The organism is Streptomyces sp. NPDC058274 (genome assembly GCF_042881375.1).
Taxonomy (GTDB): Bacteria; Actinomycetota; Actinomycetes; order Streptomycetales; family Streptomycetaceae; genus Streptomyces.
In genome coordinates this window covers 285,523-299,118 of record NZ_JBHVXW010000005.1, presented here as the reverse complement: position 1 = coordinate 299,118, position 13,596 = coordinate 285,523, and the positions used below count along the sequence as shown (strand labels likewise).

The window sequence follows — 13,596 nt, the reverse complement described above, 5'->3', positions numbered from 1 at the left end:
CCCGTACCGCCGCCCGGCACGGCGGCCGGGTTGGCCTGCGCCGGCGGGGCACGGCTGGCTGCGCTGCCGTACCGGCGCTACGCGCGGCGGCCGGGCTTGCCGCGCTTGCCGCCCTTGGCGGCGCCTTTCGAGCCGCCTCGGTTGCCCGTGCCCTTGCCCGCCGCGGGCTTGCGCCGTGCGTCGCCCTTGGGGGGCTGCTTGCGCTTCGGCTGGGCCGGGGCGGGGGCCGGGGCGGCGCGCCCGCGGGTGCTGTTGACGGTCCGCCCGCGGACGATGCCGATGAAGTCCTCGACCAGGTCGGTGGTCCGCTCCTCGGGCCACGACAGGGCGATGCGGGACTCGGGGGCGTCCGAGACCGGGCGGTAGGTCAGGTCCTTGCGGTGGTGCAGCCGGGCGAGCGACTGCGGGAGGACGAGGAGCCCCACGCCCGCCGCGACCAGTTCCACCGCGTCCTCCGTCGTGGCGGGGCGTTCGATCGCGGGCCGCCCCGGCAGGCTCTCCCATACGAGGACGTCGTCGAGGGGATGGAGCACGATGTCGTCGACGAGGTCCTCGGCGGTCACCTCGTCGACCGCCGCCACGACATGGTCCTTCGGGACCAGGACCACCGTCGTCTCGGTGTAGAGCGGGATCGCGCTGAGGTCCGCGCCGTCGACCGGCAGCCGGACGAACCCGGCGTCCGCGGCACCGCCCCGCAGCACCCCGCAGGCCTCCGCGGGCGACACCGCGACGAGGGTCAGCGGAACGTCGGGCAGCCGCTCGTTCCAGATCCGCACCCATTTGGCGGGCGTCACTCCCGGGACATACGCGAGCCGGAACGAGGGGGATGCTTCCGAGCCTGTCACCTGGCCAGGCTACCGGGCGTGGTCAGCGGTAGCTCACATGGTCGATACCCTTGAGACCATGACGTCGCACCAGAGCACCCAGACGATGAAGCCCGCGACCGCGGCGAAGAAGCTGGGTGTGTACCTCCAGGCCACGCCCGCCGAGTTCCAGGAGGGTGTCGTCTCCCGCACCGAGCTCAGCGCGCTGCAGACCGATCCGCCCGAGTGGCTGCTGGAGCTGCGCCGCAGCGGCCCGCACCCCCGCCCGGTGGTCGCGGCCAGGCTGGGCGTCTCCATCGCCGGGCTCGCCCGCGGCGGAGTCACCGAGGCCCTCACCACCGAGCAGATCGAGGCGCTCAAGGCGGAGAACCCCGCGTGGCTGCGGCGGGAGCGTGCCACCCAGGCCGAGGTCCGCAAGGAAACGGTCCGCATCAAGGAGAAGAAGGCGGAGCGCGACGACCGGTCCGACGGCGAACGCTCCTGACCTCCTTTCCTCCGCCGAGCCCCCCGGTTCAGGCCGCCTCGTGTCTCACCGCCGGGTCGCCTGTCCCCGGCTTCCCCGCGTCCCGGTGAATGGGCGTCCGCGTGTCCGTCAGCGGCGCGCCCGTCCCGCCCTGCCGGGCCGCCACGATCTCCGCGGCGATGGACAGCGCGGTCTCCTCCGGCGTACGAGCGCCCAGGTCGAGGCCGATCGGTGAGCGCAGCCGGGCCAGTTCGCGCTCGCTGAGGCCGACGTCGCGCAGCCTGCGGTCGCGGTCCTCGTGCGTACGGCGGGAGCCCATGGCCCCGACGAACGCCACCGGAAGCCGCAGAGCCGTCTCCAGCAGTGGTACGTCGAACTTGGCGTCGTGGGTGAGCACGCACAGCACCGTCCGGTCGTCGGTCTCGGTCTGCCGGAGATAGCGGTGCGGCCAGTCGACCACGATCTCGTCCGCCTCGGGGAAGCGGGCCCGCGTGGCGAAGACGCGCCGGGCGTCGCACACGGTCACCCGGTAGCCGAGGAACTTGCCCACGCGGACGAGCGCGGTGGCGAAGTCGACGGCCCCGAAGACGATCATGCGGGGCGGCGGCACGCTCGACTCGACCAGCAGCGTCAGACCGCCCGGGCAGTGCGCTCCGCTCTCCGAGAGGTCGAGCGTGCCGGTGCGGCCCACGGCCAGCATCGCCCGTGCCTCGGCCACGGCGGTCCGGTCCAGCTCGGGAGCCCCGCCGAAGCCGCCTCGGTGCGATCCGTCGGCGTGGACGAGCAGGAGCCTGCCGAGCATCCCGGCCGGTCCCCGGGCCACGCGGACCACGGCGGTGGCCTCCCCGCGCGAGGCGGCCGACAGGGCCGCCGTGAACCGGGCCCTGTCCGGCGCGTCCGCCCTGACGGGGGTGACCAGGACGTCGATGACTCCGCCGCAGGTCAGTCCCACGGCGAAGGCGTCCTCGTCGTTGTAGCCGAACCGTTCGAGCACTGCCGCGCCGTCCTGGAGGGCCTGGACGCACAGGTCGTACACCGCGCCTTCCACGCAACCGCCGGAGACCGACCCGACGGCCCTGCCCTCGCTGTCGACGGCGAGGGCGGCGCCGGGGCCGCGCGGCGCGCTGCCGCCGACGGCCACGACCGTGGCGACGGCGAAGTCCCGGCCCTCCTCGGCCCACCGGTTCAGCTCGTCGGCGATGTCAAGCATCCCCGTCCCTTCCCGCCGCTGCCTGGGCGAGCAGGACGCGGTCGGGCCGGATCGGCAGGTCGCGGTGGCGTACGCCGGTCGCGTGCCAGACCGCGTTGGCGATGGCGGCCGCCGCTCCCACGACGCCGATCTCGCCGATGCCCTTGATCCCGACGGGGTCGTCCGGGTCCGGGTCGTCGACCCAGTCCGCCTCGATGGGCGGTACGTCGGCGTGCGCGGCGAAGTGATAGCCCGCCAGGTCGGCACCGACATGGCCGCCCGAGGCCTGGTCCCTGACCGCCTCCTCGTGCAGCGCCATCGACAGGCCCCACACCATTCCGCCGATGAACTGGCCGCGTGCGGTCAGCGGGTTGACGATCCGGCCGGCGGCGAAGATGCCGAGCATGCGCCGTACGCGTATCTCGCCGGTGGTGTCGTCGACGGCGACCTCGGCGAACTGCGCCCCGAAGGCGTGGCGTTCCTTCTGCGACAGCGCGCCGACGGCCGCCGAGGTGTCCGACCGTGCGGTGATCCCTTCGGCCGGAATGCCGCCCCCCAGGGCCAGTTGGGCTCGCAGCTCGATCGCCGCGGCCCTGATCGCCCAGGCCCAGGAGCGGGTGCCCATCGAACCGCCGGCGATCATCGCCTGCCCGAAGTCGCTGTCCGCGATCCGCATCCGGATGCGCTTCGGCTCGGCCTCCAGCGCGTCCGCGGCGATCAGGGTCAGCGCGGTCCGCGCCCCGGTCCCGATGTCCGCCGCGGTGATCCGCACGGTGAAGGTGCCGTCCGCCTCGGCCGTCACGGCCGCCGTGGACGGCGCGGACAGGGTGGGGAAGGCGGCCGCGGCCGTACCGGTCCCGAGCAGCCAGCGGCCCTCGCGGCGGACGCCCGGACGCGGGTCGCGGTCCGCCCAGCCGAACCTGCGCGAGCCCTCATGGAAGCAGTCGAGGAGACGGCGGCTGCTGAACGGCAGCCCTGACACGGGCCCGACGTCAGGTTCGTTGCGGGCGCGCAGCGCGATCGGGTCGATCCCGCACTTCGCGGCGAGTTCGTCGAGCGCGGACTCCAGCGCGAACGACCCCGGCGCCTCGCCCGGGGCGCGCATCCAGCTCGGCGTCGGCACGTCGAGCCGTACGACACGGTTGACGGTGTGATGTGCCGTGGCGTCGTACATCGCGTGCTCGAAGTCGGCGCTCCGCTCGACGAATTCGTGCACGGTCGAGGTGAGGGAGTCCGACTGGTGATCGACGGCGCGCAGCCGCCCGTCGGCGTCGGCGCCGAGCCTGACCCGCTGGGCCGTGGGGCTGCGGTAGCCGACGAGCGAGAACATCTGACGGCGGGTCAGCACGACCCGGACGGGGCGGTGGAGGACGGTCGTCGCCATCGCCGCGAGCACCGCGTGCGGGCGGGTCGCCTTGGATCCGAAGCCGCCGCCCACGTGTTCGGAGCGCACCCGCACCGAATCGGCGTCGAGCGAGAACAGCTTGGCGAGTTCGTCGGCGACGAACCTGCTGCCCTGGTTGGAGTCGACGACCTCGAGCCGGCCGTTGTCCCAGCGCGCCATCGCGGCGTGCGGTTCCATCGGGCTGTGGTGTTCTTCCGGTGTGGTGTATTGCGCGTCCACGACCACGGCGGAGGCGGCGAGTTCGGTCTCCACGTCCCCTTTCCCGGTCTCGGAACCCTCCGGTGTGTAACTGCCGGAATGCCCGGCGAAGAAGGCGACGTCGTGGGTCTGCTCGTCGTACTCGACGACGAGCGCCTCGGCGGCCTCCCTCGCCTGTTCGGAGGTCTCGGCCACCACCAGCGCCACCGGCCAGCCGACGTACGGCACCCGGTCGTGCTGGAAGAGCTGGAGGACCGGGTCGGGTATGCCGAACACGCTCGTGTACGCCGTTTCGAGGCGGGGGGCGTTGCCGTGGTGCAGGACGGCGAGGACGCCCGGCATCGCCAGGACGGGGGCGGACTCGACCGAGCGGACGCGTCCGCGGGCCACGGAGGACAACACCAGCCAGCCGTGGGCCAGTTCGGCGAAGGGGATCTCTCCCGCGTAGCGGGCCGCTCCGGTGACCTTGTCCCGGCCCTCCAGGCGGGAGTGGGCGGTGCCGACCGCACCGGTCACCGCCGTGGTTCCGGTCGTCGTGGTCATCGGGCGGCCTCCTCGGTGAGTTCGGTCAGCACGGCCACGACGAGGTTGCGCGTCAGCGGCACCTTGTAGCCGTTGTGGGGCAGTACCTCGGCGTCCGCCAGCTCGGCGTCCGCGGCGGCGGCGAACGCCTCGGCGCTCGCCGGGCCCCCGGTGAGCAGCCGTTCGGCCTGCCGGGCACGCCACGGCCGGGACGCGACCGCCCCGAAGGCGAGGCGCACTTCGCGTACGACGCCGTCCTGGACGTCGAGGGCGGCGGCGATCGAGCCGATCGCGAACGCGTAGGAGGCGCGCTCCCGCACCTTCCGGTAGCGCGAGAGGGCGGCCACCGGAGCCGGCGGCAGCGTGACGCCGGTGATCAGTGCACCGGCCGGCAGCGTCGTCTCCAGATGGGGTGTGTCACCCACGGGGCGGTAGAGCTCCGTGAGCGGCAACTCCCCCGGCCCGTCGGCGGTTTCGTACCCGACGACGGCGTCAAAGGCGGCGAGGGCCACCGCCATGTCCGAGGGGTGGGTGGCCACACAGTGTCCGGAGGCGCCGAGGATCGCGTGGTTGTGGTGCTCACCCTCGATGGCGGGGCAACCGCTGCCGGGAGCCCGCTTGTTGCAGGGTTTGGTGAGGTCGGTGAAGTAGCCGCAGCGGGTGCGCTGGAGCAGGTTCCCGCCGACGGTGGCCATGTTGCGCAGCTGTCCCGAGGCGCCCGCCAGGACGGCTTGGGACAACGCCGGGTAGCGGCGGCGCACTTCGGGATGAGCGGCGAGGTCGCTGTTGGTGACGGTCGCTCCGATGCGCAGACCGCCGTCCCGGGCCGACTCGATCCGGTCGAGGGGGAGTTCGCGTACGTCGATGAGCCGGGCGGGCCGCTCCACACCCGTCTTCATCAGGTCGACGAGGTTGGTGCCCCCGCCCAGGAAGCGCGCGTCGGGGTCGGCGCCGAGCAGGGCGACCGCCCCGGAGACGTCGAAGACACGCTCGTAGCCGAATTCCCTCATGCCGCCGCCTCCGTACCGGCGGTCCGCGCCTGGGAGGTGTCGGTTCCGGCCTGCGCGGCCTGCGCCACGGCCTGGACGATCGACACGTAGGCGCCGCAGCGGCAGAGGTTGCCGCTCATCCGCTCCCGGATCTCCTCGGGGGTGAGCGGTGGCGGGCCCGCTTCCGGACGCACGTCGGCGGTGACCGCGCTCGGCCAGCCCGCCGCGTGCTCCTCGATCACCGCGAGGGCCGAGCAGATCTGCCCCGGGGTGCAATAGCCGCACTGGTAGCCGTCGAGGTCGAGGAAGGCCTGCTGCACCGGGTGCAGTCGCTCCCCGTCCGACACGCCTTCGATGGTGGTGATCGTCCGGCCCTCGGCGGCCACCGCGAGCTGGAGACAGGAGACGGCCCGGCGCCCGTCGAGCAGCACCGTACAGGCACCGCACTGGCCCTGGTCGCAGCCCTTCTTGGTGCCGGTCAGATCGAGGTGTTCGCGCAGTGCGTCGAGCAGGGTGGTGCGGTGGTCGACGGGCAGCGTGTGTTTCTCGCCGTTGATGTTCAGGGTGATGGCGCTGGACGTCGATGGGGCCATGATCAGCCTTCTTTCGCGTATCTGAGGCGCGTCGAGCGAGACGCTCCCGGCGGGCGGGCCGGGAGCAAGAGGATGGTGCTGTGCGCGGGGAGCAGGACCCACGGAGTCCGCGGCGCGGGGAGCCGCAGGCGGCGATCGATATCGGGCGCCGCCTCCGCGACCCGCGGTGAACAGCACCCAGGGCCCCCGTGACGGCCATACTGGCTGGATCTGCCGTATGGTGAAGCTAAGCGGACAACTGTCCGGTACTCCAGAAACCTAACGGACAGTTGTCCGCTTAGCAAGGGCGGCCTCCGCGTGATTCCGGAAGGAGGAGGAGTGCAGCCGAAGAAGGACGCACCCCTGCGCTCGGACGCGCAACGGAATCGCGAGCGCATCCTCGAGGTGGCACTGGCGGAGCTGACGCGCGCGTCGGACACCCCGCTGAGCGCGATCGCCAAGAAGGCGGGGGTCGGCCAGGGCACCTTCTACCGCAACTTCCCGAGCCGCGAGGCCCTCGTACTGGAGGTCTACCGGTACGAGGTGCAGCAGGTCGCCGACACCGCGACCCAGTTGCTCGCCTGCCGCCCGCCGGACCGGGCCCTGCGGGAGTGGATGGACCGGCTCGCCCAGTACGCCATGGCCAAGGCGGGCCTGGCGGACGCGATGCGGCAGGCCACCAGCTCGCGCGGCAGCCTGGCCAAGCTGGGACACGGCCCGGTGACGTCGGCCGTCACGCTCCTGCTGAAGGCGAACGAGGACGCGGGCACGATCCGCCCGGGCCTCACCCCGGACGACTTCGTGCTCGCCATCGCCGGGCTCTGGCAGATCGACCCGCACAGCGACTGGCAGCCGCGCGTCGCCCGGCTCCTGGACCTCGTGATGGACGGCCTCCGGGCGGGAGCGCCGGGGCGGTGACCGGCGGGGCCGCCGCGTCTCGTGCCGGCCCGGAATTGGCCCGGCGGGGCCTCGCGATGTGTCAGCGACGGGTCAGGACCGCGTGCGTGGCAGCCGGTGAGCTGACCAGCTCGGTGACCCGGTAGCCCTGGATACCGTCGGCCACGTTGTCGAGCAGCCGCTCGCCCCGGCCGACGAGCAGCGGTACGACGGCCAGGTGCAGTTCGTCGACCAGGCCGGCGCGCAGATACTGCTGCACGGTGGCCGGTCCCCCGCCGATGCGCACGTCCCGGCCGCCGGCCGCCTCGAAAGCCCGCTCCAGGACCTTCTCGACGGGTTCATCGGTGAAGTGGAAGGTGGTGCCGCCCTCCATGGTCAGTGACGGCCGCAGGTGGTGCGTGTGGACGAACACGTCGTGGTGGTAGGGCGGATTGGCGCCCCACCAGCCCTTCCAGGACTCGTCCTGCCAGGGCCCGCGCTGGGGCCCGAACATGTGCCGGCCCATGATCGTGGCGCCGATGTTCTCCTCGCTGCGTTCGACCCGGTCGACATCGATCCCCGTCCTGCCGTCGGCGCGGTCCCGCATCGCGGCGAACATCCAGGCGTGCAGGCCGTCGATCCCGTCACCGAAGGGCGCGTCCAGGCGCTGGTCGGTGCCGGCGGCGAAGCCGTCGAGGGAGACGGTCAGGTTGTGTGCGCGCAGCTTGGGCATGGGGTGCTCCTCGGCTCGTTGCTCCTGCTCTCACCCCTGCGTCGAACGGGGAGCGGCAGGATCGACGGCCGTCCCGGGCAATTCTGGGAATCTCTCGGTCCAGTGTCCGCCGACGGCCGCGACGATGCTCTTCGAGCCCTGCTCAGCTTCCCTCGCGGAAGCAGCCGAGCTGGCGTTCGAGGCTGCTGCGCAAGTGTTCCCGCATGGCCTGTGCGGCCCGGTCGGAGTTGCGCCGCAGAAGGGCACGCAGGATGCGCTCGTGCTCCGCGACCGTCGCCGGGCCCGCGCCGGCGATGGCGCTGAAGCGGAAGATGTGGAGATGGGCATGGAGACGCTCGACGGCGTCCGCGAGCAGGCCGCGCCCCGACGCCGTGGCGAGCGCGTCGTGGAACTGCTGGTCGAGGGCGGCGAACCGGCCGTACACCGCGTAGCTCTCGCCCTCTTCCGGCTCGCCCCTCATCTCCTCCATGAGCTCTTCCATCCGGTCCAGTTGGGCCTCGGTGGCCCGCTCGGCCGCCAGCGCCGCGGCGTGCGGTTCGAGCAGCAGCCGCATCTCGAAGAGCTCCTCGATTCCCTCGACCGTGAGGAGATCGGTGGCGCGATAACCGGCGAGGGACCGCTTGGTGACCAGCCCGTCCGCCTCCAGCCGGGCGAGCGCCTCACGTACCGGCGTCGGTGACACCTCAAGGACACGCGCGAGGGCCTCGATGCCCACGCGGGCGCCGGGCTTGATCTGGTGGTCCATCACCATCGCCTTGATGGCCTCGTACACGCTGTCGGCCAGGACCTGGCGCTGCGGGAGGACGCGGGGCGGCGGGATGTCGCCGGGGGCCGCGTCCGGCACTCCGTCGTGAGGCTTCTCCGACAGCATGCTGCCTCCCCTTGAGCCATCCGGACGATCGGCTCCACGAATCGTATAGGTTTCCCGCACTCGTTCCGCTACGGCTCATGGCTTCATGTGCCCGCCCCCACCTGCGAGTTGTCGCCCGAGGGCTGCGGTGCGTCGGCTGCCGCGTGGATGAGGCGGATGACCTGACCGCTCATCCGCTCGTAGTCGTGCTCGTTCCCGACCTCGCCACGGATCCGGTGGTCCGCCATGACGACGATGCGGTCGGCCAGCGTCACCATCTCGCCGAGGTCGCTGCTGATCAGCAGGATGGGCAGACCGTCGCGGGCGAGCTCCCAGATCAGTTCGTGGAAGGCGTGCTTGGTGCGGACGTCGACGCCGACGGTCGGTTCGTCGACGACGAGCAGCCGGGTCTTGGCCGCCAGCCACTTGGCGAGGCTCACCTTCTGCTGATTTCCGCCGGACAGGTCACCGGCGTTCTGTTCCAGGGAGGCGATACGGATGCCGAGCCGCGCCACGAGATCGTCGGCGACCTCTCTCTCCTGCTGGTCGGAGACGTATCCGAGGGCCCGCGCCAGTCGCTTCCACACCGTGACGGTGATGTTCCGCAGGATCGGCTGCTCGAGGAAGACGCCTTCCTCCTTGCGGTTCTCGGTCAGATAGCCGATGCCGTACTCGTGCAGTGCCTGCCGCGGTGAGGAGATCCGCACGGTCTCGCCGTGCACACGGACCTGGCCGGCCGTGACGCGGTCGAGGCCAAGACCGAGGACGGCCTTGACCAGTTCGCTGCGGCCGGCGCCGACGAGGCCGTACAGCCCGACGATTTCCCCGGGTCGCACGTCGAGAGCGATGTCGCGGTGTCCGGCTGAGGTGGCCACGCCGGTGAGGGAGAGCGCGGGCTCGGCGGACGCGTCCACCGTCCGCGGGGAGAGTGCGGTCGCCGCATGGCTGCGGCCCACCATCAGACTCACGATCTCGTCGTGCGTGTGCTCGGCGAGCGGGGCCGACTCCAGCACGGAGTGACCGTCGCGCAGCACGGTGACGGTGTCGCAGACCGCGAAGACCTCCTCCAGCTTGTGGCTGACGAAGACGACGCAGGTACCCCGGTCCGTCAGCCGCCGGATCACGTCGAAGAGCCGGTCGGCCTCCTGCGGCGAGAGCGAGGCGGTCGGCTCGTCCAGCAGGAGGACCCGGCTGTCGGTGTGCAGCGCCTTGGCGATCTCGACCAACTGCTGCTGGGCGACGGAGAGTTCACTGACCGGGGTGTGCGGGTTCAGGTCGAGCCCGACGTCCCGGAGGCAGCGCTCCACCGGGCCGGTCATGGCCGCGCGGTCGATGAGGCCACGGCGTGACGGCGGCTTCTGGAGCGTGATGTTCTCCGCCACGGAGAACGCGGGAATCAGATTGCGCTCCTGGTGCACCACGCCGATGCCGGCGCGCGTCGCGTCCAGCGGGTTGCGCAGGTGCGCCTCGGTGCCGCTGAGCAGCAGCCGGCCGCCGTCCGGGGCGTGGACGCCGGTGAGGACCTTGATCAGCGTCGACTTGCCGGCACCGTTCTCACCGAGCAGCGCGTGCACGGTCCCCGCCGTCAGCCGCAGCGCCACCCCGTCCAGGGCGCGTACGCCGGGAAAGACCTTGACGATGTCCTCGCACTCGAGCAGTACGTCGTTCACTGGGCTCCCCCTGTGCTCGGGAGGGTGTTGGCGGGTGCCGCCCGGGTGCCGGGGGGCGTGGGCGGTTTCCCGTCGCCGGTCCGGGTCGCGGTGCCGAGGTGGGTCTGGTGGAGGCGGCCACCGACCACCGTGGCGAGCACGACGACGCCGATGAGGAAGTTGACCCAGCTGGGGTCGAGCGAGAACTCGGCGCGTGCACTGTCGATGAGCCGCATGACGAACGCGGCCAGCACGGTCCCGAGGACCGCCACCGACCCACCCGTCAGGGCCACTCCGCCGATGATGGGAGCCGCGAAGCTGGGCAGCAGCCAGTCGCCGCCGACACTGCGGTTGACCCCGGGCAGCGAGGCGGTGGCGATCAGCGCGGCCACCCCGATGAGCAGGCCGGACAGGGTGTGCGCGAGGACGATCTGGCGGTCGGTGGAAATGCCCGACAGCCGCGCGGCCAGCGGGTTGCCGCCCGCCGCGAGGAGCCGCCTTCCGGCGAGGCCCCGGTGCATGAACAGGGCGAGGGCCGCGGCCACGGCCAGCGCCGTGACGAAGACGAGCGGGACGTTGAGGGGAGCGGCCGTGCCCAGGTCGCGCAGGGTGGCGGAGTAGCCGTCGACGGTGCGCGTCCCGGCGAGCCGGTACTGCGCCCCGAGCAGGATCGTCATGGTGCCCAGCGTGACGATGAAGCCGTTGATGCGGGTGACCACGATGAACAGACCGGTGAGCGCGCCGATCGCCGTGGCGGCCAGCACCCCGATCGCCACGGCCAGGCCCGCCGGCAGGCCGGCGTCGGCCATCAGGACGCCCATGGCGCAGGCGGTGAATCCGCCGAGCGCGCCGACCGCGAGATTGAGCTGTCCGACGCACAGGGCGACCATCTGGGCCAGGCCGATGAGGATCGGGGTGGCCAGGTACTGCAGGAACGTCCGGACCGAGTTGCCCTCGAAGAACGAGCCGCCCGACGCCACCCCCAGACCGATGTACCCGGCCACGACGACGCCGAGCAGGGTGACGGAGGTGGAGCGGGCGAAGCGGCGCAGCGCGGGGAGGGCATCAGCCGCCCAGGAACGGGGAGTTGTGGGGGGCGTCATGTCGAGCGCACCACCTTCCGGTAGCTGACGATGTGGCGCACCCGGTCGGCGGACAGGGCCAGCAGCAGGACGCAGCCGAGATAGATGTTGAGGCTCTCCAGACCGACGCCGAGCAGATCGAGGCCCTTGCGGATGACACCGACCAGCGAGGTGCCCAGCAGGGCGCCGATGACCGAGACGACGCCACCGGTGAGCAGGGTGCCGCCGAGGACGGCTCCGAGGAACGACGGGAGCATGAAGTCGTCGCCGATGGAGGCACGGAACGTGCCCGTGCTGACGGCGGCCATGAATCCGGCGAGCGCGGCCAGCAGCCCCGACAGCATGTGCGCCGTGATGACGCGGCGCGCGGTGGGGATGCCGGACAGCTCCGCGGCGGCCGGGTTGGCGCCGGTCAGCAGGAGTTCCCTGCCGGTACGGGTGTAGCGGTAGAGGAAGCCGAGCCCGAGCAGGGCCAGGACCGTGAACTGGGCCAGTTGCGGGATCGCCGGGGAGCCGCAGACGGGGCCGACGCAGATGTCGGCGAGCGAGTACTGGCGCAACTCCGCCACCCCGCCCGGCGTACGGGTGAAGGCCGCGTTCTCCGTGAGCGAGGAGTACAGCAGCGAGACGAGCCCGAGGAGCGCGAAGTCCATGGCGAGGGTGACGACGAAGGAACTCACCTGGGTACGGGCGATGATCCATCCGCTCAGCGCACCGATCAGCGCACCCGCCAGCAGACAGACCAACAGGCCCACGGCGAGCGGGAGTCCGAACCGGTCGTAGCCGAGGCCGGCGAAGAGCGCACCGAAGGAGGCCATCCGGCCCACGGCCAGGTTCATGTGCCCGACGGACAGGACGACCATCTGGGCCAGGGCCACGACGGTCAGCGTCGAGATGTCGCGCAGCAGCGGGAAGAGGACGAGTCGCGCGTCGAAGAAGGCCGGGCGCAGCACGCCGAAGACGATGACGAGGGCGACGACGAGGGCGAACAGGCCCAGTTGCTGCGGGGCCAGCGGACGCCGGCGCGGGGCACGGCGCTGTGGCGCGGGTGGCTGCTCGGTCTCCGCCGGGGGCGGTGAGGTCGTGGTCACGCCACCCTCCGGTCGTCGATCGCGTCGTGGTCCCAGTCGATGCCGATGCCCGGCTCGTCCGGGGCGACGGCGTGTCCGTCGCGCACCGTCAGTTCGGTGCGGGTGACGGCCCTCAGCTGCGGGATGTGTTCGACATAGCTGCCGTTGGGGACCGCGGCCGCCAGGCTGACATGCAGTTCCATCAGGAAGTGCGGGCAGACCATGACGTTGTACGCCTCCGCCAGGTGGGCGACCTTCAGCCAGGGGGTGATGCCGCCGACGCGGGCCGCGTCGACCTGCACCACGGAGGCGGCCCCTGCCTCCAGGTACTGGCGGAACTGCCCCAGCGAGTAGAGGGTCTCCCCCACGGCGATCGGCACATTGGTCGCGCGGGCCAGCCGTGCGTGGCCGCTCACGTCGTCCGCCGGCATCGGTTCCTCGAACCAGAACGGCCCGTGGGGTTCGAGCGCCGCGGCCAGTCGCACCGCCGAGGACAGCGTCTGGGACTGGTTGGCGTCCGTCATGATGTGCAGCGCGGGCCCGACCGCCTCGCGTACCGCGCGCAGCCTTTCCACGTCCTCGGCCGGGTGCGGCTTGCCCACCTTGATCTTGACGCCCGCCCACCCGGAGTCGCGGGCCGCGAGGGCCGACTTCACCAGGTCGTCGGTGCTCAGATGCAGCCAGCCGCCTTCGGTGTCGTACAGCGGTATCTCCTGGCGATGGCCGCCCGCCAGCCGCCACAGCGGCTCGTCCGCGCGCTTGCACCTCAGGTCCCACAGGGCGGTGTCGACCGCGGCGAGGGCGAGCGAGGTGACGGCTCCGACGGCGGTCGACCGCGTCAGGGCGAACAGCCGCTGCCACAGCGCCTCGACGTTGCGCGCGTCCTGTCGGGCCAGGGCGGGCAGCAGATGGTCGCGCAGCAGTGCCAGCACGGAGGAGCCGCCGGTGCCGATCGTGTAGCTGTATCCGATGCCGACCAGGCCGTCGTCGGTGGTGAGGTCGACGAAGATCGTCTCCTGCTTGATGAACGCCTGGACCGCGTCGGTGCGGTTCTGCTCCACCGCGATATCGGCCAGCCTGGCCGTGGCGGTCGTGATGATGGTCATGACGGTGTCCGCTTCTCCGTGGTCATGAGCCCCGGTCAAGGGCGTGGGCGGCACGCCGGCAGCGCGCC

General features: G+C 72.0%; 13 protein-coding genes. 2 read left to right on the top strand and 11 right to left on the bottom strand.

Annotated features, from left to right (window positions below; translation table 11 throughout):
* Positions 1-77: 77 nt before the first annotated feature.
* Positions 78-845 (bottom strand): LysR family substrate-binding domain-containing protein, encoded by a 768-nt coding sequence (locus tag ACFVYF_RS13460; protein WP_389455257.1) that lies wholly within the window; start codon positions 843-845, stop codon positions 78-80.
* A 58-nt stretch (positions 846-903) separates the two neighbouring features.
* On the opposite strand from ACFVYF_RS13460, the gene ACFVYF_RS13455 reads away from it, so the two are divergent.
* Complete coding sequence (locus ACFVYF_RS13455) at positions 904-1,308, top strand: DUF5997 family protein (protein ID WP_389455255.1); 405 nt, start codon at positions 904-906, stop codon at positions 1,306-1,308.
* Positions 1,309-1,336: 28 nt separating this feature from the next.
* On the opposite strand, the gene ACFVYF_RS13450 is transcribed toward ACFVYF_RS13455, so the two are convergent.
* From ACFVYF_RS13450 to ACFVYF_RS13435, 4 genes are read right to left on the bottom strand one after another with little or no spacing between them, the layout of a single operon-like run.
* Positions 1,337-2,497 carry an XdhC family protein gene (locus tag ACFVYF_RS13450; protein ID WP_389455253.1) on the bottom strand — a complete coding sequence of 387 codons (1,161 nt, stop codon included), beginning with the start codon at positions 2,495-2,497 and terminating at the stop codon, positions 1,337-1,339.
* Positions 2,490-4,622 (bottom strand): xanthine dehydrogenase family protein molybdopterin-binding subunit, encoded by a 2,133-nt coding sequence (locus ACFVYF_RS13445; protein ID WP_389455251.1) that lies wholly within the window; start codon positions 4,620-4,622, stop codon positions 2,490-2,492. The genes ACFVYF_RS13450 and ACFVYF_RS13445 overlap by 8 nt, the downstream gene beginning before the upstream one ends.
* The gene (locus ACFVYF_RS13440) at positions 4,619-5,611 is read right to left on the bottom strand and encodes an FAD binding domain-containing protein (protein WP_389455249.1); all 993 of its coding nucleotides are present in this window, start codon (positions 5,609-5,611) and stop codon (positions 4,619-4,621) included. The genes ACFVYF_RS13445 and ACFVYF_RS13440 overlap by 4 nt, the downstream gene beginning before the upstream one ends.
* Positions 5,608-6,183 (bottom strand): 2Fe-2S iron-sulfur cluster-binding protein, encoded by a 576-nt coding sequence (locus ACFVYF_RS13435; RefSeq protein ID WP_389455247.1) that lies wholly within the window; start codon positions 6,181-6,183, stop codon positions 5,608-5,610. Before ACFVYF_RS13435 ends, ACFVYF_RS13440 begins: the two co-directional genes overlap by 4 nt.
* A 318-nt stretch (positions 6,184-6,501) precedes the next feature.
* Here ACFVYF_RS13435 and ACFVYF_RS13430 point away from each other — a divergent pair, with 318 nt between their 5' ends.
* A complete protein-coding gene (locus ACFVYF_RS13430; protein WP_389455245.1) occupies positions 6,502-7,080 on the top strand; it encodes a TetR/AcrR family transcriptional regulator in 579 nt (192 codons plus the stop codon).
* Between the two features lie 61 nt (positions 7,081-7,141).
* Here the strand turns inward: ACFVYF_RS13430 and ACFVYF_RS13425 are convergent, their stop codons facing one another.
* The 6 genes from ACFVYF_RS13425 to ACFVYF_RS13400 form a co-directional block, all read right to left on the bottom strand.
* A complete protein-coding gene (locus tag ACFVYF_RS13425; protein WP_389455243.1) occupies positions 7,142-7,771 on the bottom strand; it encodes a dihydrofolate reductase family protein in 630 nt (209 codons plus the stop codon).
* 142 nt (positions 7,772-7,913) lie between these two features.
* On the bottom strand, positions 7,914-8,642 hold the full coding sequence (locus ACFVYF_RS13420; protein ID WP_389455241.1) for a GntR family transcriptional regulator: 729 nt from the start codon (positions 8,640-8,642) through the stop codon (positions 7,914-7,916).
* Positions 8,643-8,725: 83 nt separating this feature from the next.
* Entirely contained in the window at positions 8,726-10,291 is a 1,566-nt protein-coding gene (locus ACFVYF_RS13415; RefSeq protein WP_389455239.1) for a sugar ABC transporter ATP-binding protein, read from the bottom strand.
* Complete coding sequence (locus ACFVYF_RS13410) at positions 10,288-11,373, bottom strand: ABC transporter permease (RefSeq protein ID WP_389455237.1); 1,086 nt, start codon at positions 11,371-11,373, stop codon at positions 10,288-10,290. Before ACFVYF_RS13410 ends, ACFVYF_RS13415 begins: the two co-directional genes overlap by 4 nt.
* Positions 11,370-12,443, bottom strand: coding sequence for an ABC transporter permease (locus tag ACFVYF_RS13405; RefSeq protein ID WP_389455235.1), 1,074 nt, complete (start codon positions 12,441-12,443; stop codon positions 11,370-11,372). Before ACFVYF_RS13405 ends, ACFVYF_RS13410 begins: the two co-directional genes overlap by 4 nt.
* A complete protein-coding gene (locus tag ACFVYF_RS13400) occupies positions 12,440-13,528 on the bottom strand; it encodes a mandelate racemase/muconate lactonizing enzyme family protein (RefSeq protein WP_389455233.1) in 1,089 nt (362 codons plus the stop codon). Before ACFVYF_RS13400 ends, ACFVYF_RS13405 begins: the two co-directional genes overlap by 4 nt.
* Positions 13,529-13,596 lie beyond the last annotated feature (68 nt).